This is a genomic window from Nocardia sp. GCM10030253 (genome assembly GCF_042675075.1).
In the GTDB taxonomy this organism is placed as follows: Bacteria; Actinomycetota; Actinomycetes; order Mycobacteriales; family Mycobacteriaceae; genus Nocardia.
On the sequence record NZ_JBHTDL010000016.1, the window covers coordinates 75,684 to 97,767 of the forward strand.

Sequence of the window (22,084 nt, forward strand, 5' to 3'; positions counted from 1 at the left end):
CCGGCTCATGGCGCGAACAATTCCCAAGCGACCCGCGGTCGCCGCACTCGGCCCGCCGGACTCGGCGGAGATGCGCCCGCCCATGCCGTTGACAAGATCGGTCTCGCTGCGGTGGCGCGTGACGTTGCTCGCGGCCTCGGTGGTCGCCATCGCGGTCGCGGTGACCTCCATCGCGGCCTACGCGATGGTGGCGCGCGCGCTGTATGCCGATGTCGACGCGCAGCTGAAAGCCCGCGCCGCCACCATGATCGACAACAATTTCGAGAGCCTCGGTTTCCAGTCGATCGTGCTGGCCGGCCTGTACTCCAACGATGTCGGCGTCGCGCTGGTCTTCCCCGACCACAAGCCGTACATGCCGCCGCAGCATACGATTCCGCCGGTCGGCAGCGAGGAACTCGCCGTCGCCGACGGCAAGCTGCCCTCGTCGCTGCGCACCGTCAGCAATCAGCGGGTACTCGCCATGCCGACGCATTCCGGTGCGACGCTGATCATTTCGCAGCGGCTGCAACCGACCCGCGAGGTGCTCGACCGGCTGGCGTGGTTGCTGTTCGTGGTGGGGGGATGCGGCGTCGTACTCGCCGCGGCGGCGGGCACCGCGGTCGGCAGGACCGGACTTCGTCCGATCGCGCGGTTGACCGCGGCGACCGAACGTGTGGCCCGCACCGACGACCTGACGCCGATACCCGTCACCGGTGACGACGAACTCGCCCGGCTGACAGAGAGTTTCAACACCATGCTGCGCGCGCTGACCGAGTCGCGCGACCGCCAGCGCCGACTGGTCGCCGACGCCGGGCACGAATTGCGCACCCCGCTCACCTCGCTGCGCACCAACATGGAACTGCTGATCGCCTCCAGCCGCCCCGGCGCGCCCGCGATCCCGGAGGAGGACATGGCAGGGCTCCGTTCGGATGTGATGGGGCAGATCGAGGAGCTGTCCACCTTGGTCGGCGACCTGGTGGATCTGGCGCGTGAGGACGCACCCGAAACCGTCTACGACCGAATCGATCTCGGCGAGGTGGCCGAGCGCGCGCTGGAACGGGCGCGGCGGCGTCGCGGCTCGATCGAGTTCGTCGCCGAGCTACGACCGTGGTTCGTCTACGGCCACGAGGCGGGTCTGGAGCGGGCGATCCTCAACGTCCTCGACAATGCCGCCAAATGGAGTCCGGCCGGGGCACAGGTGAATGTCACCATGCGCGAGGCAGGAAGGGGGCTGCTCGAACTCGCCGTCGACGACGCGGGTCCAGGCATTCCGGCCGACGAGCGCGAGCTCGTTTTCGAGCGGTTCTACCGGACCACGGTCTCGCGCTCGATGCCCGGCTCCGGGCTCGGCCTCGCCATCGTCAAACAGGTGGTGACCAAGCACGGCGGGACGATCACCATCGATACATCTCCGCGCGGCGGCGCGCTGATCCGTATCGTGTTACCCGGTGAAGGTGGTGCGCCCGGGACGAGCGCCGCCGCCGAAGAAGGACGCGATCAGTAGCCGAATAGATCCCCCGGTGGGAAAGATCTCGGACAACTGATAGCAGGGTCTCAGTCCGCTCTAAGCCGTCGCCGCCAAGCTGGTCGGAGACGTGAGGAGAAACGAGAAACCATGACCGAGGATTCCAAGCACCGGCCGGGGGAGCCGGGCGCTGCGAGTGCCGCCCCCGGCCCGCATTCGACAACGCAGATCCCGGCCGCGGGACAGCAGGGGCCGTATGCGCCGCCGCCCGGGTTGGGCGCGCAGCAGCCGCCCTACTACCCCGTCGGGCCCTATCAGGGCGCCGTTCACCACACCGCCCCCCATCAGACCGCTTCTCATCAGACGCAACCCTTCCCCGGCTATGAATCGGGCCAGGAGTACAACGCGTCATCGTTCGATCCGCCGATCCCGCCCGGCGGAATGCCGGGCGCGGCCTTCGGCCCGCAGCCAGGACCGGCGCGGCGTCCCGTCCGGATCGGGCTCGTCGCGGGTGCGGTGGCGCTGGCTCTGGTCAGCGGTGGCGTCGGCGGCGCGGTCGGTGCGCTGGCCACCCGGTCGGATTCCGGGCACTCCGCGGTGACCAATGCCCTCGATGCCCCGAAGCCCAACGTCAACAACGTGGCCAATGCCCCGGCGGGCACCACCCAGGCGGTGGCACAGAAGGTGCTACCGAGCGTGGTGATGATCAAGGTGGCAAGCAATCGGGCCGAGGGCGAGGGCTCCGGCGTGGTGCTGTCCTCCGACGGCCTGATCCTGACCAACAATCACGTAGCCGCGGGCGGTGGCGCCAACGCCAAGATGGAAGTGGTCTTCTCCGACGGCAGCACCGCGCCCGCGACCGTGGTCGGCGCCGATCCGGTATCGGATCTGGCCGTCATCAAGGTCACCGGCAAGAACGGGCTCACCCCGATCGAGCTCGGCGCCTCCTCGGGCCTCCAGGTCGGTCAGTCGGTCATCGCCATCGGCTCGCCGCTCGGCCTGGCGGGCACGGTCACCACGGGCATCGTCTCCGCGCTGAACCGGCCGGTTTCCACCAGCGGTGAGGGCACCCCCGATCCGTCGGTGAATCCGGTGATCGACGCCATTCAGACCGACGCGGCGATCAACCCTGGCAACTCCGGCGGTGCGCTCGTCGATGGCAGCGGAAAGCTGATCGGCATCAATACCGCCATCGCGAGCCTGGGCGCGGGTGAGCAGAGCGGCCAGCAGAGCGGTTCGATCGGCCTCGGCTTCGCCATTCCGGTCGATCAGGCCCGCCGGGTCGCCGACGAGCTGATCAAGACCGGCCACGCGACCTACGCACAGCTCGGCGTCAAGCTGCGGCCGCAGGACACGGTGGCACGTGTCCTGGAGTCGACCCCGGACGGCCCGGCCGCCAAGGCCGGCATCCCCGCGGGCGCTGTCGTGACCAAGCTCGACGACCGGCCCATCGATTCGGGCAACGCGCTCATCGCGGCGGTCCGCTCACATCAGCCAGGAGACAAGGTGAAGGTGACATACACCGACGAACAGGGAAACAACACCAAGACCGTCGAGGTGACCCTCTCCGGCGCGCCCGCGGACGGTGGCCGGTGATGCGCGTGCTGCCCGGGGGCTGGACGCCCCGGCTCGGTGTGGACGCCGAGCTGCTCGCGATGGACGCCGAGCTTGTAGGCGCGGGCGCCCGGCTACTCGAGGCGGACGCTACGGTGAGCACCATGGAAATCGATGCTCCTGTGGCTGGGCGCGCACTTGTGGTTGTCGTCGACGATCGAACGGCGCATGGAGGTGTGGATTCGCTCGGCCCACTGGTTACCGAGCTGCTGACCGAGGCGGGTTTCCTCGTAGACGCTTCGGTCACGGTGCAGGCCGACGAGGTGGAGATACGCAACGCGCTGAACACTGCGGTGATCGGCGGCGTCGACCTGGTCATCTCCGTCGGTGGCACCGGAATGTCCCCGCGTGATGTCACGCCGGAGGCAACCTCTCAGGTGCTGGACCGGGAACTGCCCGGCATCAGCGAGGCACTGCGCTCCTCCGGCCGGGTGGCCGGCTCGCTCGACGCGGGTCTGTCGCGTGGTCTCGCCGGTATCTCGGGCAGCACCTTGGTGGTGAACCTGCCGGGTACCCGGTCGGCGATCCGCGACGGTATGGCCACCCTCGGACCGCTCGCCAGCCGAGTGATCGGCGAGCTGTCCGGATTGGCCGAATAATTCCGGCCCCGGACTCATCCGAAGACCCTCGCCCGGCCGTGCGCCGGGCGAGGGACTCCGCGCGCCTGAACAAAATTTTCGGTGACACTCTGCCGGACACCACGCGCGACGAACGCGACCATGATTCCGAGGTGGGTTCGCCCTCCGATGATTGGTTACGTGCCCAGGTGCCGCCGCACCACGGCTGAGGCTCATCTACTGCCCAGCTACGTATAACGGGCCATTGATGCCGTTATTTATCTGTGATTTCTTTGGGCTGAAAAAATTCCGGCCGATACTTACGGCCTTGTCCCGTATTTGACGGATGTCCTCTATGCGACGTGGGCACCCATTCGCACCCAAGTCGGTCATTTTTCAGCTATTCATGCACGTCAAGCTACGTGTGCATAGCAACGATTGTGATTTACATCACATTGATATTTACGATTCTTTACGTTGCCTCACCGTTACCGAACGTTTAGTGTTCGCCGGGAGCCACCACATGCTGGACTTTGCAGGCCCGGAGCGGCGCGAATGCGCCGAACTAATGGAACCTGGCTCCGGTTCCTGGCCAGCTAGAGCTTTGCGCCGAGATAACAGCCGGTTACATATCGGCAACAAACGAAGCACACACTGAGCTGGGCCTGAGAGGACCACCGTCCAGCCTCGATGGTCGAGGTTGACTGTTTGAACCTGATGAGGGGAAGTATGAGCGAGAACCGCACCAACGGTCTGCGCCGCGGTGTCCGCGTCGCGGGCGTCGGCGCTGCCGCTGCCGTGGCCATGGGCCTGTTTTCTACCGGCGCTGCCAACGCCGACACCTTCGTACCGTTGCCGGACGGTCAGAAGGTCGGTCAAGGCGTCACTGTCAGCCGCACGGGTGAGCGCGCCCTGATTTCGCCGTCGCTGAGCGCCAATGGCGCCGGCCGTGTTGTCTGGGTTTCCGGCAACGCCATTGCCGACGTGACCGTCACTCCGGAAGGAGAGGTCGGACCCTACAACGGCGCAACCAACGCCCCGGGCACCAACAACTCCTCGACCCACGGCGCCTCGGCGCTCACCACGGGCTACATCGTCGGTTGCCAGGTCAGCATCGCCAGCGACGCGATCTCCGCCGGTGTCTCCGGCGGCGTCAACCTCAGCGGTGGCAGCCTCGGTGGTTCGATCGGCCTCAACCTCGGCCCCGGTGAAGTCAAGTTCGTCACGATCGACTCGAAGGACATCCTGAAGCCGGGCGTCTACTCGGTCGAGTACCAGGATGCGGAAATCGAGATCCAGGGCTGCGCGGGCTACGCCCAGGCGCGTTCCTACACCGTCGTCGAGATCATCGGTGACCACTACTCGAAGACCACCCTCTATGGTGCGCCGTTCAGCATCGGCTGACGTCGGTCGAATCCAACGAACATTCTTCTCGCTGAAGCGAACTCAACCCCTGAGGGAAAAACATGATCAACCGTAAGAACGTGGCGCGGATGGCCGGTGTCGGTGCCGCCGCCACCATCGCCATGGGCCTGTTCTCCACTGGCGCCGCGAATGCCGATACCTTCGTTCCGCTGCCGGGTGGCGAAATCAGCAAGACGCTGTCCGACGGCACTGTCGTCACCATCAAGCTGGTCGGCGAATCCGCCAACATCAACCCGTCCCTCGGCTCCACCCCGGTGCACCGCAACGCGTGGGTCTCCGGTAGTGCTCAGGTCGAGGTGTCCGGCGATGCCGGTGGCGCGATCTTCCCGGGCTACACCGTCGGTTGCCAGGTGAACATCGCGGGTGGCGGCGCCTCCGGTGGTGTCGAAGGCACGGCCGACTGGAGCGGCGATACCGTCACCGGCGGCGTCGGCGCCAACAGCGGTGGCAACCTGACGCTCGGCCCCGGCCAGTCGAAGTCGTTCTACATTCTGGACCTGGAACAGGCCGACGACTTCGGCAGCGAGGTCCACAAGAAGCGCAACAAGTTCAAGGGTGGCAGCGGCTCGGTCACCTGGGCCGATTCGACCATCGGCCTGACCGGCTGTGGTGGCTACGCACAGGCGCGCGCGTTCGTCAGCGTCGAGGTCGAGACCGACAACGTCATCACCTGGGTGACGCTGTGGGGCAAGCCTTTCAGCCTCGGCTGAGTCTTTGCAGGCCGATGGCCTGCGGCACACGAAACGGGTCCGTTGCTTTCGCAACGGGCCCGTTTCGCGTGTAGACCCCTTGTTGCCCAACATGATCGCCGATCGTATCGGGCGACGGCCTAGTTGCGGCGTAACTTGGGCGAATTTCCTGAGAGAAGTGAAGGAAACAAATAACATTGAAACCCCAAGATCGTTCATCAACGAGATGGTCGGCAGTTCCTATGGTGGACAGTCCATTCCAGCAAGGCCGTCTGACCTGAAAGGGAGATTTTCGGCCTCGGCAAACCCCGAGGCCGACCGCTAGAACCTGATGAGGGGAAGTATGAGCAACAACCACCCCGCCCTGTTGCGTCGCGGTGCCCGTATCGCGGGCGCCGCTGCCACCGCAACTGTGGCAATGGGACTCATGTCGAGCGGCGCTGCCAACGCCGATACTTTTGTGCCGTTGCCGGACGGTCAGAAGGTCGGTCGGGGCGTGACCATCACGCACACAGCCGAGCGCGCGCTCATTTCACCATCGTTGGCCGCCAACGGCGCAGGTCGCGTCGTCTGGGTATCGGGCAACGCCATTGCCGATATCTCGGTCACCCCGGAAGGGGAGGTGGGCCCGTACAACGGCGCCACCAACGCTCCGGGCACCAATAACTCCTCGACACACGGCGCTTCGGCGCTCACTACCGGTTACATCGTCGGTTGCCAGGTCGCCATCTCCGATAACGCGATTTCCGCGGGCATCTCGGGCGGCATCAACCTCAGCGGTGGCAGCCTAGGCGGCTCGATCGGTCTGCAGTTGGGTCCGGGCGATGTCAAGTTTGTTTCGATCGATTCGAAGGATGTCCTGAAGCCGGGCGTCTATTCCGTCGAGTATCAGGATGCCGAAATCCAGATCCAGGGCTGTGCGGGTTATGCGCAGGCGCGTTCCTACACGGTCGTGGAGATCATCGGTGACCACTACTCGAAGACCACCCTCTATGGTGCGCCGTTCAGCATCGGCTGACGTCTGTCGAATCCAACGAAAACTCTTCTCGCTGAAGCGAACTCAACCCTCGAGGGAAACCAATGATCAATCGTAAAAGCATGGCGAAGGTGGCGGGTGCCGGTGCCGCGGCAACCATTGCCTTCGGTCTGTTGTCCACCGGAGCGGCGCACGCCGATACCTTCGTTCCGCTACCGGGTGGCGAAATCAGCAAGACGCTGTCCGACGGCACCGTCGTGACGATCCGCCTTGTCGGCGAATCCGCCAACATCAACCCGTCCATGGGCTCTACGCCACTGCATCGCAACGCCTGGGTCTCAGGTACTGCCCAGGTCGAGGTTGCCGGTGCCACCGGTGGCGCGATCTTCCCGGGCTACACCGTCGGCTGCCAAGTGAACATCTCAGGCGGTGGCGTCAGCGGTGGTGTCGAAGGCACGGCGGACTGGAGTGGCGACACCATCAAGCCGGGTGTCGGCGCTTCCAGCGGTGGCAACCTGTCGCTCGGTCCGGGTCAGTCGCAGTCGTTCTACATCCTGGACCAGGAAGTGGCCGACGACTTCGGCAACGAGGCGCATAAGAAGCGCAACAGATTCAAGGGCGAGAGCGGCTCGGTTACCTGGGCCGATTCGACCATCGGCCTGACCGGTTGTGCCGGTTACGCACAGGCGCGGGCGTTCGTCAGCGTCGAGGTCGAAACCGACACCGTCATCACCTGGGTGACGTTGTGGGGCAAGCCGTTCAGCCTCGGCTGAGCGTAGGAGCCACCAACTCCGCACACCCGAACGGGCCCGTCGTCACCACGGCGGGCCCGTTTGCGTTTTCGCGGAAAGGCATTCGGTTCAGGATTCGTGCCGCCCGCCCGCGCTGTCCTTGCCCTCGGCGAGCAGGTCGCGGATTTGGCGCAGCACATCGGAATCGGTCAGGTCCGCCTCGCTGGTAGCGAAGCGCTTCTTGACGTGCATGGCGGGCAGCACCACCACGAAGTACAGCACCGCCGCGATGATCGCGAAATTGAGGGCCGCGGTGATGATAGGGCCGACCTGCACGAAGGTCGCTGGCTTATCGGCTACCAGGTGGAAACCGAGGCCGAGCTCGGTGTCGCCACCGAATACGGCCAATATCGGGTTGATGATGCCGTTGCTGAACGCGGTGACGACTGCGACGAACGCGGTACCGATCACCACTGCTATGGCCAGGTCAATGATGTTTCCGCGGAACAAGAAGTCCTTGAAACCCTTGAGCATTGCCGATATCTCCTCTTCGGATGGGGAGCTTTCCAGTCACGCTCGGCGGTTCATGCTGCCGGTCCGACCGATGCTAGTTGACCTTGTTGGCAAATGCTTGGCGAACATTCTCAATGGAAGATGACGGTGAGTGCGGTCCGCAGTGAGGCGCCCGCGACCGTGGTGGCATGCTCGGCATCCATCGCGACCAACACAATCCGTTCTGGGCTGCCGCGTCGATCGCCCGGCCCGGACACCAAGACCACGGCGGCATCGGTCGCCAGGGTTCGAGCCGGGCGGGCGGTAGGGCAGGCCGTTTCGATCGACCTGCAAGCAGTCGCTAGCGGGGGCTGTTCCTCGGCGCCGACGACATCGACGCGGTCTCCGGCCCGGAGGATCTCCGCGACCGCGGTGTCGGCGAGGCGGATGGGCACGATCCGGGCGTCGCGGCCTCCGGTGGCCACGGCGGCCAAGCGCGGGCCGACGGTGCGCAGGTCGGTAAAGACCTCACCGGTACGCATTGCCGCGGTCAGCGTCGCTCCGACAAGGCTGGACATGTCGGTGACAATGCCTGCCGGCAAGGCATCGGATTCGCGGGCGGCCGAGCGCAGGTCATCGGCCTGTATGAGATGGCCGGGTGGCAGGTCACGGCCCGCGATGACGATCTGGGTGCGTTCGGCGCCTGGATCACCGCGAATGAAGAGCGCCGCGGCGAGTGCGGTGAGGATGGCGGCGAGCAATCGCCTGGCCAGGAGGCTATCGGCCCATGGTGGCCGATTCCACAGCGCGAAGCGCAGTGCGCCGCCGCGACCGAGGTCGCCGAGTGATCGAGTCATGGCCGGATCCTATGGCCACAATCACACCTGCTCGGCCGCCTGAACGGCTAGCTGGGGACAGTTACGGGCTGTGGATAACTCAGCTGGCGACGGCCGTGCTCGTCGAGGTCGAGCTGCTGGTGGACGAGCTGGAATCCGAGCTCGTCGAGCTGCTGGATCCGCTGTCCGATTTCGCGGGCTCACTCGCCGTCGAGGCGCCGCCACGGCTGTCGGTGCGGTAGAAACCGCTGCCCTTGAACACAATTCCGACCGAGTTGAACAGCTTACGCAGCTTCCCGGAGCACTCCGAGCAGACGCTCAGCGCCTCATCGGTAAAGGACTGAACGATGTCGAAGCGGTTGTCACACTGGGTGCACGCGTACGAATAAGTTGGCACAGGATCCTCCGCAGGGTTCGTCAATCTGGCACTCTACAGCCGACACTGCCAACGCCGCCAATCGGTGTTTCATTCCGTGCTCTGATCTTCACCGAGTCGATGCAGGCCGCCGTGTGGTGTGAGAGCCCAGCCCATGCGCAGGTCATGCGGTTCCTCGGGCAGCCGGTCGACGAGTTCGTCGTCACGAACCACCGCGACCAGCCGTGCGTCCGGGTCGGCACCGGCCAGCGTCCGGTCGTAGTAGCCCGCGCCCTGCCCGAGGCGGACGCCGCGACGGTCCACCGCGAGCGCGGGCACCAGGATCAGTCCGGCCCTGCCGACCGCGGCTGTGGGCAGCATCTCGCCGGTCGGCTCCAGCAGTCCGAACTTCGCGGGCCGAAGGCACTCGACGCCGGTGTATTCGGCCCAGCTCAGCGGCCCAGGGGGGCCGGTGACGGGCAACAGCACGCGGGCTCCCGCGGCGCGTAGGGCCTCGAGCAGCGCGGTGGAACCGGGTTCCCCGCGCATCGGCACGTAGGCGCACACCCAGTCCGGAAGATCCATACCCGCGACGGCATCGGCCAGCGCGTGCGCCTCCGACTGCTGGTCAGCGGTTGTTATCGCGGCCCGTCGAGCGCGAATTTCGACGCGCAACGCATGTTTGTCACGCTGACCGGGCATCTCCACGGTGATCACCTTAAGCTCACCGGGACCCGGGTCGGCCTGACGGCCGTTTCCGGTGCTGCGCCTGACGGGCGTCGGGACGCCGCGATGGATGGATAGGGTATGCGTATGACAGCAGTGCCGGAGAATAAGACGGCCGGACAGACCGCGAATGACACGGTGGTGTCGTGTTTCCGCACGGCAGTGGTGCCCGCGGCCGGGCTCGGGACGCGGTTCCTGCCTGCGACCAAGACGGTGCCCAAGGAATTGCTGCCGGTGGTTGATACCCCCGGCATCGAGTTGGTGGCGGCCGAAGCGGCCGACTCCGGCGCGGACCGGCTGGTGATCGTGACCTCGCCGGGCAAGGACGGCGTGGTCGCACACTTCGTCGAAGACCTGATGCTCGAGAGCACGCTGGAAGAGCGCGGCAAGTTCCATCTGTTGGAGAAGGTGCGCAAGGCGCCGGGCCTGCTCGATGTCACCTCGGTCGTCCAGGAGGAACCTCTCGGCCTCGGCCACGCGGTCGCGCAGGCCGAGTGCGTCCTCGACGACGACGAGGACGCCATCGCCGTGCTGCTGCCGGACGATCTGGTGCTGCCCTGCGGTGTGCTCGATGTGATGAGCCGGGTGCGGCGCAAGCGCGGCGGCACCGTGCTCTGCGCCATCGATGTCCCGAAAGACGAGGTCAGCGCCTACGGCGTCTTCGATGTAGCGCCGGTGCCCGATGCGGTGAACCCGAATGTGCTGCGCGTCAACGGCATGGTGGAGAAGCCAGCACTGGCCGACGCGCCCTCCACGTTCGCGGCCGCGGGCCGATACCTGTTGGACCGCGCCATTTTCGACGCGCTGCGCCGGATCAAGCCGGGTGCGGGTGGAGAGTTGCAACTCACCGACGCGATCGCGCTGCTCATCGAGGAGGGCCATCCGGTCCATGTGGTGGTGCACCGTGGGTCGCGCCACGATTTGGGCAACCCGGGCGGCTATCTTCGTGCTGCGGTCGATTTCGCTTTGGAACGAGAGGAATACGGCCCCGCCTTGCGGGAGTGGCTGCAGCATCGGCTGAGTTCGGATTGGGATCCGCAGCTGACAACGTACGACTAACGCGGGCGGGCGTCGGGTTTCGCCGATAGTGGACCGTCGGGTACGAATGATGGTTCACCGTCGTGCGCACCGAACCCAGTTGCGCTGATGCGGAATCCGGGTTGGGTGCGAAGAGATCAGGAAGGGCTGGATGCGCTCGGTTGAGGATCAGCAGATCAAGGTGACCGCCGCGGCGGTAGCGCCCCGGCCGGTCCGGGTCGCGATCTCCGAGGCCCAGGGCCTGCTGTGTGCCGAGGACGTCGTCACCGAGCGGCCGCTGCCCGGCTTCGATCAGGCCGCGATCGACGGCTACGCGGTGCGCAGCGTCGATGTGGCCGCCGCCGGTTCCGATATCCGCAACGAGGACGGCGAATTGGTCGATCTCACGTTGCCGGTGGTCGGCGAGGTGGTCGCGGGCTCCAAGCAGCCGAGCAGGCTGCAACCGCGCCAGACCGTGCGGGTCGATACCGGTGCGCCGCTGCCGACATTGGCGGATGCCGTTCTGCCGCTGGACTTCACCGATGGCGGCCGGGCCAGGATCAAGGTGTACGAACCGGTGCGCTCCGGCGACTACGTGCGGCGCATCGGCGACGATGTGCAGCCGGGCGATGTCGCGGTGCGTGCGGGAACCATCATCGGTGCTGCGCAGGTCGGGCTGCTCGCGGCCGTCGGGCAGGACAAGGTACTCGTGCATCCGCGGCCGCGGCTTTCGGTGATTTCGGTCGGCGGCGAGCTGATCGACATCGACCGTACGCCGGGCCCCGGCCAGGTCTACGACGTGAACTCCTACGCATTGGCCGCGGCCGCCCGTGACGCGGGCGCCGACGTGAATCGGGTCGGCATCGTGAGTGCCGATCCGCGGCGACTACGCGATGTGGTCGAAGGTCAGCTGGTTCGTTCCGAGGTCGTGGTGATCGCGGGCGCCATCGGCGGCTGGGCATCTGACCAGGTCAGGGAGGCCCTCGAAGGTCTCGGCGAGCTGGAGATCGCGCGGGTCGCCATGCATCCTGGTTCGGTCCAGGGCTTCGGGCGGCTCGGCCGCGACGAAGTGCCCACCTTCCTGCTGCCTTCGAATCCCGTTGGCGCACTGGTGGTTTTCGAGGTGATGGTGCGTCCGTTGATTCGGATCGCGCTCGGTCGTCGGCATCCGATGCGGCGGATTATCCGGGCAAGGACCATCACGCCGATCACCTCGATGGCCGGACGCAAGGGCTATCTGCGCGCCCAACTCATGCGCGACGAAACGACGGGCGACTACCTCGTGCAACCACTGGGTGGCGGCGCCGGCGCCTCCTCGCATCTGCTGGCCACGCTGGCCGAGGCCAACAGTCTGATCGTGATCGATCCGGACGACACCGAGATCCGCACCGGTGACGAGGTCCGCGTCGCCTTTCTCGCGCAGCGTGGCTGAGGCGTGGAGACGATGAACGTTTTCCGGGTAACACAGCATCCGGGATGGCCCGCGCATCTGGGACCGGTGCGCGTCGCGGCCGGACAGGTGTCGCTGCGGCCGGTGCGGTTGCGCGACGCCGCGGCATGGAGCCGGATTCGACTGCGCGACCGGGCGCACCTGGAGCCGTGGGAGCCAACCGGACGCGGCGCTTGGGAGGCGCGCAACCACGCGTCGAACTGGCCGTCGCTGTGGTCGAGCCTGAAGGCGGAAGCCCGTCGGGGCGCGATGATTCCATTGGTCATCGAGGTGGACGGCACTTTCAGCGGTCAGCTGACCATCGGCAATATCGTGCGCGGGGCACTGCGCTCGGCCTGGATCGGCTACTGGGTAGCCAAGGATCTCAGCGGCCAAGGCGTGGCGACGGCCGCGCTCGCGCTCGGCCTCGATCACTGCTTCGGGCCCGCCGGGCTGCATCGGATAGAGGCGACTGTCCGCCCGGAAAACCTGGCCAGCCAGGCTGTGCTTCGCAACGTGGGGTTCCGCGAGGAAGGTCTGCTCGAGCGGTACCTCGATGTCGACGGGGCATGGCGGGATCACCTGCTCGTCGGCATCACCGTCGAGGAGGTGGCCGGAACGGTCATCGATCGACTGATCCGTGACGGTCGAGCGACCTTGCCGTGAAACGGCGTCAATAAATCCTTTTGCGCAACGCAACAACTGATTTCGTGACTACATGGGTAACTCATCGGGCACGCCCAAAACTCACCTTGCACCTGACTTCCGGCCCGGTACGAAGCTCCCAACCCACCTACGACCGGCAAAAGACGCGGAGAGGCGGGGGAGTGAGGCGGACTAGCGAGCTTGTGACAGGTGTGGCAGATGTGCACGGCGCGCCTGACGGATCTCGCCGCGACACGGAATTAACCTACGGACGTCGGTGGTGCGTCTTGCGCTATCGGCAGGGAGCCTGCGAGGCGTCCGGCGAACCCGCCGAAACGCTTGGTGGCGACCGGGGACGTCCGTCCGTCCGAGTGCGTTTTGCGGCGAGCGAACGCACCGCGATGGGGAGCGGAGCGCACCGGTCGAAGGCCGAACGGACAACCCAGGCGGGGACGGAGGTGCTGAGGCGAGATGCCCAATTCGATTCTGTGGATCGGCCTGGTCATTCTCTGGGTCTTCGTCCTGTTTCCGATACTCGCCGACCGGCACCCGAGAATCCGGCAGACGACCGACGCGGCGCTGGCGACCCGCGTATTGCACCGCGGTGGTTCCAAGCGGCGCACGAAGAGTGGACCGGCCGCGGGGCATGAGAGTGACCCCGATTATCGGCCGACCCGCGTGCAGAGAAAGCATCCCCATAGCAATGATCCGGAGGACCGGATGACAACACCGGCCGACGAGCCCGTCACCGAGATCGATGACGAAATGCCTCTTCGGGGCGCAACACTGGAGCTCGAGGGTGGCGACCCACCTGATTCCCGTTCTGCTGCATCCGATTCCGATATCACCGATGCCGACATCGACGAACTCGAGGACGTGGCGGCCGAATTCGATAGTGCTGAGCCCGAATCCGATGACGTCGACGGTGAACTCGATACCGAAACGGACAGCATCGACGTTGCCGCGGCTCGAATCGCTGCGAACGCCGACGCGGCGGCCGATGATGACCTCGTGGCCGAAGAGCGCACCGATCCGGCAGATGCCAGGATCCCCCCGGCGCGGTCCGCGGCGCCCGCACGCTACGTCGACACCGATGACGATTCCGAAACCGATTCGGCCGACCCGGACTTCGTCCCGACCCGGCGCGGCCGCGGCGGCTTCGACCCGGAGGCCGACGCGATCGCCCGCGCGGCCCGCTACACCTTCCGTCAGCGCGCCGTACTCGGCCTGATCCTGAGCGCCATCCTGTTCGGCGGCCTCGGCGTCGCGGTGACATCGCTGTTCTGGTGGGCCTGCGGCCTGTCGGCCGTCGTGCTGGTGATCTACCTGGCGTACCTACGCAAGCAGGTCCGCATGGAAGAGGAGATCCGCCGCCGCAGGGCCGCCCGCCTCGGCCGCGGCCGCGAGCACGCCTACGACCTGCCGCCGCACACCGAGCAGCAGACCTGGCAGCAGGCCATGGACCGCGACACCGCCCGCGCCCTGCGCCGCCGCTCCGCCCTGCTGGAGGCCGACGACGAAGACCCCATGTTCGAACACCTGGAAACCTTCGACGCCGCCACCGCCCGCGCACTCCGCAACCGCACCAGCGACATGCGGCGGGCCGCCGGTGAGTAACGGCATCTGCCCAGGTCAACCCACCGATTCGGAGTCTGCGCCGATCGCCTGATACAGTGTCACAGCGCGGTTCCCCGGAGCCGCACGGGGCTATAGCGCAGTTGGTAGCGCGTCTCGTTCGCATCGAGAAGGTCAGGGGTTCGATTCCCCTTAGCTCCACTCAAGGCAGAGCCTGCATGTAAGTACTGGCAGTCCCGAGGTCGATTTCACCATGGCCTCGGGATTTTTCTCTTGGCAGCGGCTTTCTGCCTGAATCCGGCGAAGTCAAACCCTAGGAGCCTCGGCAGGCTCCTGCTCGCAAACCATGATGCTTGAGCGCGGGTCGCGGCATGTCAGTGCGTTACCGGCTGAGATGACCTCTGCCCGTTGATCTTCCGCAGGCCCGCGCTTACCGCTTCAGACAGCGCGGGTCGCGGCTATTACGGTGCGTTCGAACCTATTGCCGACTGGCCGCAGCGCTTGCCGAATCGTTCGACGGGAACAGTCGAACGAACACAAGATCGAATGCCGAACGGCGCTACCACGATTCGATCAGCGGGATCTCGTGCTCGTGCCGCTGCCATTGCTCGGTGAGGCGAGCGAGCCGGTCCGGGTCGGTGATGCCGAGCACGCCTGCGATCTTGTCGTCGCGGATCTCCAGGATCGTGACGCCCACGACCCGGTCGTCGAGCGTGACGAGCATGGCCGGGCAGCCGCTGACCACGGTGGCGTGGATCGAGGGTGAGCCGCCGACGAGTTTGCGTTTGGCCGGCGACGGTTTGAAGGCCCGCATCGCGTCGGCGAGGCGCTGCGGGGTGGAGTACCGGATCAGCTTCTCGGCCAGGCCCAGCCCGAGGCCGGCGCCGTCGGAGATGCCGGTCGCGTCGTCGGTCAGCAGCGCGATCAGTTGTTCGGTCCGGCCGGAGGCGGCGGCGGCGACGAACGCCTCGACGATTCGACGCGCGGAGGCGGGGTCGATGTCATTGCTGTTGCGAGCGACGGCGATTCGACGGCGGGCTCGGTGGGTGTGTTGCTGACTCGCGGATTCGGTGATGCCGAGAATCTCGGCGATCTCGGAGTGGCTGTAGGCGAAGGCCTCGCGTAGTACGTAGGCGGCTCGTTCGACGGGCGAGAGCCGCTCCATGAGCGTCAGTACCGCGAGGGTCACCGATTCGCGTTGCTCGGCGGTATCGGCCGGACCCAGCATCGGGTCGCCGTCGAGGAGCGGTTCGGGCATCCAGGCGTCGACTGCGCGTTCGCGTCGCATCTTCGCTGACCGGAGCCGGTCCAGGGCAAGATTGGTGACGACTTTGGTCAGCCAGGCCTCGGGCACCTCGATGTATTCGCGGTCGGCGTCCTGCCACCGCAGGAACGCGTCCTGCACCGTGTCCTCGGCGTCGGCGGCTGAGCCGAGAAGACGGTAGGCGATCGCGGCCAGTCGATTCCGGCTGGCTTCGAAATTCGCCACGGTGGCGGTGTCCATGAGCATAGGCATGACCTTATGCAGAGTTGGCGGCCCGGCTTGCGCGAAGGCCACCAACCAGGCAGAGCACTGCACCGAGCACGATCCAGGCGACCAGGACGGTGACGGCCTGGGTGGCGCCGCGTCCGTCGAAGAAGGCGGTCGATCGCAGCAGTCGGCCGCCAGCGCCGGGGGGGAGTAGTTGGCCGAGCGTGCCGGACCAGCCAGGCAGCATTTCGGGTGCGGTTGCAGTGCCCGAGAGTGGGTTGCCGATGAGCATCATGGCGACGGCGCCGATCCCGATTCCGGCGATGCCGAGCATGGATTCGAGCCCGAGGACGGTCAGGGAGGTGGCCGCGATGGTCAGGGCGACAGCTCCGACGTTGGCCGGGTAGGACCCGCTCAGTGAGCCGAACCAGAATTGCAGGATCGCTGTCACGGTCAGGCCGCCGGTGACCGCGAAGGCGAGTGCTCCGGCGATTCGGCGGCCGGTGCCGTGGACGAGCCTGATCAGCAGCACTGCGGCCAGCAGACCGCCCATGACCAGCGGCAGTGCGCCTGCGGCCAGGCCCGCGCCGCGTGGGTCCTCGGCGGGCAGGGCGGCGAGGTCGCGCACAGCGACCGGGGTGCTGCCTGCTTGGCCGAGGCCGGTGGCCATGTTCTGCAGGGTCTGGGCGACTGCGGTGCTGGCGGCGGAGGCGAGAATGACCTGCGGGGTGCCGTTGCTGAGGTCGATCGCCCCGTACACCTGGCGGTCGCGGATGAGTTGTTCGGCGTCGGCGGTGTCGGCGACTTCGGTGATCTCGAACCCGCCCGGCAGACGTTGCTCGAGTGCGGTGCGTATCTGCGCGACCGCGGGAGCGGGTCCGGCGACGGCGATCGGCACATCGTGCACCGACGACCGCACCGACGGCCAAGCGAAGGCGACGAGTAGTACGCCGGTGATCGCCGTGAGCAGCGCGACTGCTCGGGTCACCGTTGGCCATCGTGAGGGAAGCGCGTCGGTGATGAGCGGCGCCAGCGGCGTGGTCATGTCTACTCCTCGAACAGCGGGGTTCGTGGCCGGTGTTCATCGCAGGGTGTGTGGGTCTCGGAGTCGAAGTGGGTGAGCTTGTGCGGGTTGCCGACGAAGTAGAGGCCGGTGATGCGGGTGTCCTCGACGCGCATCGCGATTGCTCGGTCGAGTGCCTCGTCAGCGGACGAGCCGAGTAGACGGTGGGCGAGCGAGGCCAGCCGATTTCGGCTGGCCTCGAAACGCGGCACCGCGGCAGCGTCGATGGGCAGGGCTCTATGCGGGAACCACGTCGTGCTCTCGGGTGGCCAAGCGGTACTTGTGATTCGGCATTCCGAAGGTCGGGTGGGATAGGCCCCAGACCGACATCCAGAGGGTTGCCGACTTGACGCGCACGGCCGTCCGGCCGGTCAGGGCCCCCGGCTTGGAGCGCGACTCACTGTCGACCAATTGGAACAGCGCGTCCTCGCGGCCGAGGCTGATGTGGTTGCCGACATAGGACTGCTTGGCCATCGCGATCTTGCGTCTGGTCCGGTCCCCGACGATCGCGGCCGCTGCCTGCCTGCTGGTGGATCCGGCGGTAGCGCAGGACATCGGCAACGGCCGACCGTTATCGCCGATGACGAAGGCGCTGTCACCGGCAACGTAGACATCCGGGTGCGAGACCGACCGCATCTGATTGTCGACCGTGATCTGGCCGTTGGGTTCCACCGCGAGTCCACTGGCGGCGGCGATCGGGTGCACGGCGAAACCGGCGGCCCACACCGTCGCGTCGGAGGCGAACACGGTGCCGTCGATGGCGACCGCCGACGTCGCCTCGACCCGCTCGATAGGGGTGTGCTCGTGCACGGTGATACCCAACCGGTCGAACGTGCGCAGCAGGTGAGCGCGGGCCTTGGGACCCAGCCAGCCGCCCAGTTCGCCCCGGGTAGCGAGGGTGACTCGAAGCCCTGGACGGGATTCGGCAAGCTCGGTGGCGGCCTCGATCGCGGTCAAATTGCCGCCGACGACCAATACCCTCCCGTCCTCGCCCAGCTCATCCAGGCGTGCGCGCAGGCGCAGCGCGGCGGGCCGCGCTGCCACATGGTGTGCGTACTCGGCCACGCCCACAACGCCAGGGTCGGCTGCGGTGCTGCCGAGCGCGTACAGCAGGGTGTCGTACCCGAGCCGGTCGATGGTCTCGTCGTCGACGACCGTGACAGTCCGGTTCTCGACGTCGACGTCGGTTACCCGCGCCACTCGCAGCCGAATACCGGTGCCCGCGAACACCTCCGCCAGCGGCAGGTGGCGAAGGTCCTGCCCGGCGGCGAGTTGATGGTTGCGCAGCCGCTCGACGAAATCGGGTTCGGCGTTGACGACGACGATCTCGAAGTCGTCGGCGTGGAGCTGGCGTGCCAGGTATGCGGCGGAGAAGGCTCCGGCGTATCCGGCCCCGAGGACGACGATGCGGTGCTTCATGATTCGCTCCTGTCTGGTTCGCGTGCTCCTTGAACGAGACAGCCCCCGAATTCCTGACAGCGCCAGACGGTGATCTAGATCACCCCCGACGAGGATCCCGGACGGCCGGACTGCAAAGGTCGTTTGGTATAGCCACTGGCAGTGGATGATTCGCGGTGCGCACTCCGTCAATGCGGGGTGCGCACAGTGCGGGTGAGGAACTGGTTACCAAGGAATGGGGCCGAGGCGGTCGATGAAGGTCGCGGTCGGTCCGTCGGCATCGATAGTCGCGAGTTCGATGATCGGGTCGGAGCCTTCGGTGACGGTCAATTGGCCGGTGTGATTGTTGATGTCGGTGGCGGTGTATTTGCCGTTGGCGATTTCTCCAGGGGTGAGGAGGTTGAATTTGATCTCCGGGAGGGCTTTGGCGTACCTGATGGTGATCATGTTCAGCGCTGCTTTGGAGGAGCTGTAGGCGAGCTCGTGGGATTTGGTGGAGGGCTGTGTGGGGTCGGTCGCGATCGTCATGGAACCAATGGCGCTGGACACCATCACGACTCGTGGGTTGTCGGCTACTCGTAGCAGGGGGAGGAACGCGTTGGTGACCCTGATGGGGCCGTAGACGTTGGTGTTGTAGACGGAGTGAACTTCCTCGACCGTTACCTCTGCGGGGGTGACGATGTTGCCTGCGGCGCCCGCGTTGTTGACGAGTACGTCCAGTCGGTCGGTGTGCTGGCGGACGAGGTCTACAGCGTCGGCCACCGACTGGCCCGAGGTCACGTCCAGCGGGATCATCGTCACGTTGACGCCGCGAGCGGCGAGCTGGTCGGCGGCTGCGTGTCCGCGTCCGGGGTCACGCGAGCCGAGGAAGATCGTCCAGCCTTGTTCTCCGAGTCGGCGGGCGGTCTCCAGGCCAAGTCCTTTGTTGGCTCCGGTGATGAGCGCCGAGGTTGGTTGCGGGGTCATGTGGTTTCTCCTTTGTGAAGGTTCCGGCACCGTCACACCAACGTGCCGGCTGGTGCGGATCGAAGCTGAGTCAGGCGAAGGGCTCGAGGCCGAAACGGCCCCAGGCCACGAAGACGGCCATGGCCAGGTAGAGCACCTCGGCGACGGCCGTGGCCCACAAACCGCGCCGGACCCGCACGATGATCGCCCCGGCGAAAAGCAGGGCCGTGCCGATCGCCGCCACCGGCACCAGGATCGGTGCGATATCGAGCACGGCGGGCAGGATCAACCCCATCGCGCCCAAGAGGTCCACGACCCCAAGAGCTTTCAGGGCAGCCGGGCTGAAATCCTCGGCCCACGTGGCATATTTGCCAGCGGCCAGAATCTTCTCTTTGGGGATCACAAGCTTGGCGCTGCTGGCAAGGAGCACGGCCGCCAGCACCCCGGCGACGATCCACAGAGCGACGTTCATGATTGACTACCTCCAAATATTCATGTCGGAACGGCTTCCTGCTTCTCTGACGGGTAGCGGCGAGGAAACCAGACACATGAACGGAAACGAACTGCTCGCGACGCGCTTCGAGGAGCATCGGAGCCACCTGAGGGCAGTGGCCTACCGGATGCTGGGGTCGCTCAGCGAAGCCGACGACGCCGTCCAAGTGACCTGGCTCAAGGCCGCCGGGGCCGAGACCGGCGACGTTGTGAACCTGGCGGGCTGGCTGACAACCGTGGTGGGCCGGGTGTGCCTGGACATGCTCAGGTCCCGCGAGTCCCGCCGCGAGGACTCCCTCGACGAACACGGCGCAGGTCTCGGGGCGCGGCCTCGGACCGATCCCGAGGAGGAGGCCCTGCTGGCGGACTCTGTCGGCTTGGCGCTGCTGGTGGTCTTGGACAAACTCTCGCCGACCGAACGTATCGCCTTCGTCTTGCACGACCTGTTCGCCGTATCGTTCGCCGACATCGCGCCGATCGTCGACCGCAGCCCCGAGACGACGCAGCGGATCGCCAGCCGGGCGCGTGGACGGGTGCGGGGCAACTCCGGGTCGGGCAGCGACGACCGGATGCGGCGATACCGCGCCGTCGAGGTGTTCCTGCGGGCCGCGCAGAACGGCGAGTTCGAGGCGCTGCTGGCGATGCTCGACCCGGACGCGACCTATCGCACAGACGAGGCCGCACGCCTGCTGGGAGCGGGGACCGACTTCGATGGTGGCCGAGTCCTAGCCGAAAACTTCTGCGGAAAGGCGCAGGTTGCTCGCGCGATCATGCTCGACGGCGAGCCGGGCCTGGTGCTGGCCCCGCACGGCACACTGGTGCTGGTGATGACCATCCGATTCGCAGGCGAGCGCATCGCCGGGATCGACGCGGTCGCGGACGAGGACCGATTGTCGAAAATGGAACTCACGGCGCCATAGCCCGAGCTCGAACCTGTCCGTGAATGGACACTGCCCGCCGCCGAAGTCAGTACGCCGGACGGGTCTGTCGCGCTCATGCCGAATTCACTCAACTCGGCATTTCAGTGCGTTCGCAGCCTGATGCAGTCAGGGCTCTGGCTGCCCGCTGACGGTGCGTCGGACGTCAGCATCGGCGGGCGGAGCCGGGGAGTAGCGCAAGCCTCGAATACCTACCCTCCACCGGCTCCAGCCTGCGCAATCCCAGCTGGCGGGGATTGCGATTCAACCACTCACCGGATCAGATCCACCGCCTCTGAGCGTATTTCAGTGGGCGGTTACATGGAACGATGGGCGCTTTCAGCGTCCGGCACCCTACTTCCTGGAAGGCACGAGGCAGAGCAGTACTGCGCTCTGTAGTCGTCCGCGATCCGATGGTCGTCTGGAAAAATCCCCCGCCTGAGTAGACATTGCAATGGCACGTTACGCATGGCCGGGAGTTTGCTCCCCCCACGAAATTCCAGCGGCGGTGACGCCGACACCATTCGAAAGTGGCAGTCCGGCCTAGCATCTCCTTGGCCCGCACTGCGACATTGCCCTGGACTGACGTCGTCACTGGTTGCATGGTCCACAGGTGCGCATCTCGAAACATGCTCAGCAGGTACTTTCCCTCGCCCTCTAGCAGCAAGGCCGCGGCCCGGTCGAGCGCTAGCGCGGCCTGCGCTAGGTTCCACTCAGTTGGGAGAGATCGGAGCAGAGACATCCTTTCCCGTCTCATCTCCGGTGTTCCGACGTCTTCCAACGGGATGCCGGAGGCAACCAGCCGGAGGACTTCGCTTGTTCCGATCTCTTCCAAGGTGATACCGGAGGCAACCAGCCGGAGGACTTCGCCCTCGAGCGGGGGCAAAGTCTCGCACAGTGTCTGGAGGAGGACGTGCCGGAACTGCTCGTTCGTCTCGATGACGAACTCGGTCGCGGTCGGGTCATGGTGTGCGCGCCGGCGGGTCACAGGGCCTCCTCGGCAGATTCGTCCTCGACATCGTCTCCAGCATTACCTTCATTGCCGGTTGTACCGGCGTCTTCATCCTCGGGGCCACGGAACCCGAACGCGGCAGCGAAAGCCTTGAAGATCAATGGAACATCCTTCGCCTCGGCACGTACCAGCGCGACAACACTCACCACCGATACCAGGACGAAGAAGGCAAGAATCGGCCAAATGCCATGGGCCAGCAGCGGTTGGACGATTTGCACGGAGCCCTCCTTGGGCACAAAAGAAGCCCCCAGCTCATGCTGAGGGCTTGCGGTTGA

Annotated in this window: 23 protein-coding genes and 1 tRNA gene; 13 read left to right on the top strand and 11 right to left on the bottom strand. The window is 66.1% G+C overall.

All coding sequences use genetic code 11. The features are described 5' to 3' along the window. Window positions 1-7: 7 nt before the first annotated feature. The 7 genes from ACFQZZ_RS32325 to ACFQZZ_RS32355 all read left to right on the top strand — a co-directional run bounded on the left by ACFQZZ_RS32325 (window position 8) and on the right by ACFQZZ_RS32355 (window position 7,478). Entirely contained in the window at window positions 8-1,483 is a 1,476-nt protein-coding gene (locus ACFQZZ_RS32325) for an ATP-binding protein (protein ID WP_378688371.1), read from the top strand. A 111-nt stretch (window positions 1,484-1,594) separates the two neighbouring features. Beyond that, entirely contained in the window at window positions 1,595-3,040 is a 1,446-nt protein-coding gene (locus tag ACFQZZ_RS32330; protein WP_378688374.1) for a S1C family serine protease, read from the top strand. A gap of 122 nt (window positions 3,041-3,162) precedes the next feature. Further along, the gene (locus ACFQZZ_RS32335) at window positions 3,163-3,657 is read left to right on the top strand and encodes a molybdenum cofactor biosynthesis protein B (protein WP_378688601.1); all 495 of its coding nucleotides are present in this window, start codon (window positions 3,163-3,165) and stop codon (window positions 3,655-3,657) included. Between the two features lie 687 nt (window positions 3,658-4,344). Beyond that, a complete protein-coding gene (locus tag ACFQZZ_RS32340; RefSeq protein WP_378688376.1) occupies window positions 4,345-5,019 on the top strand; it encodes an MspA family porin in 675 nt (224 codons plus the stop codon). Between the two features lie 62 nt (window positions 5,020-5,081). Continuing rightward, the gene (locus ACFQZZ_RS32345) at window positions 5,082-5,750 is read left to right on the top strand and encodes an MspA family porin (RefSeq protein ID WP_378688379.1); all 669 of its coding nucleotides are present in this window, start codon (window positions 5,082-5,084) and stop codon (window positions 5,748-5,750) included. A 322-nt stretch (window positions 5,751-6,072) separates the two neighbouring features. After that, entirely contained in the window at window positions 6,073-6,747 is a 675-nt protein-coding gene (locus ACFQZZ_RS32350) for an MspA family porin (RefSeq protein ID WP_378688381.1), read from the top strand. A gap of 62 nt (window positions 6,748-6,809) precedes the next feature. After that, window positions 6,810-7,478, top strand: a complete 669-nt coding sequence (locus ACFQZZ_RS32355) for an MspA family porin (protein WP_378688384.1) — start codon at window positions 6,810-6,812, stop codon at window positions 7,476-7,478. 87 nt (window positions 7,479-7,565) lie between these two features. Here ACFQZZ_RS32355 and mscL read toward each other — a convergent pair whose 3' ends face one another. From mscL to ACFQZZ_RS32375, 4 genes are all read right to left on the bottom strand, one after another. After that, window positions 7,566-7,970, bottom strand: a complete 405-nt coding sequence (gene mscL, locus ACFQZZ_RS32360) for a large conductance mechanosensitive channel protein MscL (protein ID WP_378688387.1) — start codon at window positions 7,968-7,970, stop codon at window positions 7,566-7,568. A 110-nt stretch (window positions 7,971-8,080) separates the two neighbouring features. Continuing rightward, window positions 8,081-8,785 carry an SAF domain-containing protein gene (locus tag ACFQZZ_RS32365; RefSeq protein WP_378688389.1) on the bottom strand — a complete coding sequence of 235 codons (705 nt, stop codon included), beginning with the start codon at window positions 8,783-8,785 and terminating at the stop codon, window positions 8,081-8,083. A gap of 79 nt (window positions 8,786-8,864) precedes the next feature. After that, window positions 8,865-9,161 (bottom strand): FmdB family zinc ribbon protein, encoded by a 297-nt coding sequence (locus ACFQZZ_RS32370; protein ID WP_378688391.1) that lies wholly within the window; start codon window positions 9,159-9,161, stop codon window positions 8,865-8,867. Between the two features lie 69 nt (window positions 9,162-9,230). After that, window positions 9,231-9,821 carry a 5-formyltetrahydrofolate cyclo-ligase gene (locus tag ACFQZZ_RS32375; RefSeq protein WP_378688604.1) on the bottom strand — a complete coding sequence of 197 codons (591 nt, stop codon included), beginning with the start codon at window positions 9,819-9,821 and terminating at the stop codon, window positions 9,231-9,233. Between the two features lie 111 nt (window positions 9,822-9,932). Between ACFQZZ_RS32375 and ACFQZZ_RS32380 the strand changes: the two genes are divergently transcribed. The 5 genes from ACFQZZ_RS32380 to ACFQZZ_RS32400 all read left to right on the top strand — a co-directional run bounded on the left by ACFQZZ_RS32380 (window position 9,933) and on the right by ACFQZZ_RS32400 (window position 14,712). Continuing rightward, a complete protein-coding gene (locus tag ACFQZZ_RS32380; protein WP_378688393.1) occupies window positions 9,933-10,904 on the top strand; it encodes a UTP--glucose-1-phosphate uridylyltransferase in 972 nt (323 codons plus the stop codon). Window positions 10,905-11,034: 130 nt separating this feature from the next. Then, the gene (gene glp, locus ACFQZZ_RS32385; RefSeq protein WP_378688395.1) at window positions 11,035-12,294 is read left to right on the top strand and encodes a gephyrin-like molybdotransferase Glp; all 1,260 of its coding nucleotides are present in this window, start codon (window positions 11,035-11,037) and stop codon (window positions 12,292-12,294) included. Window positions 12,295-12,306: 12 nt separating this feature from the next. Beyond that, window positions 12,307-12,957: a GNAT family N-acetyltransferase gene (locus ACFQZZ_RS32390; RefSeq protein ID WP_378688398.1), complete on the top strand. Its 651-nt coding sequence runs from the start codon at window positions 12,307-12,309 to the stop codon at window positions 12,955-12,957. 450 nt (window positions 12,958-13,407) lie between these two features. Beyond that, entirely contained in the window at window positions 13,408-14,553 is a 1,146-nt protein-coding gene (gene glpR / locus ACFQZZ_RS32395) for a gephyrin-like molybdotransferase receptor GlpR (protein ID WP_378688401.1), read from the top strand. An 86-nt stretch (window positions 14,554-14,639) separates the two neighbouring features. Further along, window positions 14,640-14,712 (top strand) — tRNA-Ala (locus ACFQZZ_RS32400). Between the two features lie 358 nt (window positions 14,713-15,070). Here the strand turns inward: ACFQZZ_RS32400 and ACFQZZ_RS32405 are convergent. The 6 genes from ACFQZZ_RS32405 to ACFQZZ_RS32430 form a co-directional block, all read right to left on the bottom strand. Further along, a complete protein-coding gene (locus tag ACFQZZ_RS32405; protein ID WP_378688404.1) occupies window positions 15,071-16,021 on the bottom strand; it encodes a sigma-70 family RNA polymerase sigma factor in 951 nt (316 codons plus the stop codon). 10 nt (window positions 16,022-16,031) lie between these two features. Next, the gene (locus ACFQZZ_RS32410) at window positions 16,032-17,027 is read right to left on the bottom strand and encodes a hypothetical protein (protein ID WP_378688407.1); all 996 of its coding nucleotides are present in this window, start codon (window positions 17,025-17,027) and stop codon (window positions 16,032-16,034) included. Between the two features lie 2 nt (window positions 17,028-17,029). Next, the gene (locus ACFQZZ_RS32415; protein ID WP_378688410.1) at window positions 17,030-17,257 is read right to left on the bottom strand and encodes a hypothetical protein; all 228 of its coding nucleotides are present in this window, start codon (window positions 17,255-17,257) and stop codon (window positions 17,030-17,032) included. Between the two features lie 25 nt (window positions 17,258-17,282). Beyond that, window positions 17,283-18,464, bottom strand: coding sequence for an NAD(P)/FAD-dependent oxidoreductase (locus ACFQZZ_RS32420; protein ID WP_378688413.1), 1,182 nt, complete (start codon window positions 18,462-18,464; stop codon window positions 17,283-17,285). 204 nt (window positions 18,465-18,668) lie between these two features. Then, a complete protein-coding gene (locus tag ACFQZZ_RS32425; protein ID WP_378688415.1) occupies window positions 18,669-19,409 on the bottom strand; it encodes an SDR family oxidoreductase in 741 nt (246 codons plus the stop codon). A 70-nt stretch (window positions 19,410-19,479) separates the two neighbouring features. Further along, on the bottom strand, window positions 19,480-19,860 hold the full coding sequence (locus tag ACFQZZ_RS32430) for a DoxX family protein (protein ID WP_378688418.1): 381 nt from the start codon (window positions 19,858-19,860) through the stop codon (window positions 19,480-19,482). Window positions 19,861-19,936: 76 nt separating this feature from the next. Between ACFQZZ_RS32430 and ACFQZZ_RS32435 the strand changes: the two genes are divergently transcribed. Then, window positions 19,937-20,800, top strand: a complete 864-nt coding sequence (locus ACFQZZ_RS32435) for a sigma-70 family RNA polymerase sigma factor (protein ID WP_378688419.1) — start codon at window positions 19,937-19,939, stop codon at window positions 20,798-20,800. A 981-nt stretch (window positions 20,801-21,781) separates the two neighbouring features. Here the strand turns inward: ACFQZZ_RS32435 and ACFQZZ_RS32440 are convergent. Then, window positions 21,782-22,027, bottom strand: a complete 246-nt coding sequence (locus ACFQZZ_RS32440) for a hypothetical protein (RefSeq protein WP_378688422.1) — start codon at window positions 22,025-22,027, stop codon at window positions 21,782-21,784. Between the last annotated feature and the right edge of the window lie 57 nt (window positions 22,028-22,084).

Bases quoted from the DNA above. Each gene is read 5' to 3' on its own strand.
- ACFQZZ_RS32345 (WP_378688379.1), top strand. From the start codon at position 5,082: ATGATCAACCGTAAGAACGTGGCGCGGATGGCCGGTGTCGGTGCCGCC.
- ACFQZZ_RS32365 (WP_378688389.1), bottom strand. From the start codon at position 8,785: ATGACTCGATCACTCGGCGACCTCGGTCGCGGCGGCGCACTGCGCTTC.
- ACFQZZ_RS32375 (WP_378688604.1), bottom strand. From the start codon at position 9,821: ATGCCCGGTCAGCGTGACAAACATGCGTTGCGCGTCGAAATTCGCGCT.
- ACFQZZ_RS32410 (WP_378688407.1), bottom strand. From the start codon at position 17,027: ATGACCACGCCGCTGGCGCCGCTCATCACCGACGCGCTTCCCTCACGA.
- ACFQZZ_RS32325 (WP_378688371.1), top strand. From the start codon at position 8: ATGGCGCGAACAATTCCCAAGCGACCCGCGGTCGCCGCACTCGGCCCG.
- ACFQZZ_RS32335 (WP_378688601.1), top strand. From the start codon at position 3,163: ATGGAAATCGATGCTCCTGTGGCTGGGCGCGCACTTGTGGTTGTCGTC.
- ACFQZZ_RS32340 (WP_378688376.1), top strand. From the start codon at position 4,345: ATGAGCGAGAACCGCACCAACGGTCTGCGCCGCGGTGTCCGCGTCGCG.
- ACFQZZ_RS32435 (WP_378688419.1), top strand. From the start codon at position 19,937: ATGAACGGAAACGAACTGCTCGCGACGCGCTTCGAGGAGCATCGGAGC.
- ACFQZZ_RS32380 (WP_378688393.1), top strand. From the start codon at position 9,933: ATGACAGCAGTGCCGGAGAATAAGACGGCCGGACAGACCGCGAATGAC.
- glpR (WP_378688401.1), top strand. From the start codon at position 13,408: ATGCCCAATTCGATTCTGTGGATCGGCCTGGTCATTCTCTGGGTCTTC.
- ACFQZZ_RS32350 (WP_378688381.1), top strand. From the start codon at position 6,073: ATGAGCAACAACCACCCCGCCCTGTTGCGTCGCGGTGCCCGTATCGCG.
- ACFQZZ_RS32405 (WP_378688404.1), bottom strand. From the start codon at position 16,021: ATGCTCATGGACACCGCCACCGTGGCGAATTTCGAAGCCAGCCGGAAT.
- glp (WP_378688395.1), top strand. From the start codon at position 11,035: ATGCGCTCGGTTGAGGATCAGCAGATCAAGGTGACCGCCGCGGCGGTA.
- ACFQZZ_RS32330 (WP_378688374.1), top strand. From the start codon at position 1,595: ATGACCGAGGATTCCAAGCACCGGCCGGGGGAGCCGGGCGCTGCGAGT.
- ACFQZZ_RS32390 (WP_378688398.1), top strand. From the start codon at position 12,307: ATGAACGTTTTCCGGGTAACACAGCATCCGGGATGGCCCGCGCATCTG.
- ACFQZZ_RS32420 (WP_378688413.1), bottom strand. From the start codon at position 18,464: ATGAAGCACCGCATCGTCGTCCTCGGGGCCGGATACGCCGGAGCCTTC.
- ACFQZZ_RS32430 (WP_378688418.1), bottom strand. From the start codon at position 19,860: ATGAACGTCGCTCTGTGGATCGTCGCCGGGGTGCTGGCGGCCGTGCTC.
- ACFQZZ_RS32355 (WP_378688384.1), top strand. From the start codon at position 6,810: ATGATCAATCGTAAAAGCATGGCGAAGGTGGCGGGTGCCGGTGCCGCG.
- ACFQZZ_RS32425 (WP_378688415.1), bottom strand. From the start codon at position 19,409: ATGACCCCGCAACCAACCTCGGCGCTCATCACCGGAGCCAACAAAGGA.
- mscL (WP_378688387.1), bottom strand. From the start codon at position 7,970: ATGCTCAAGGGTTTCAAGGACTTCTTGTTCCGCGGAAACATCATTGAC.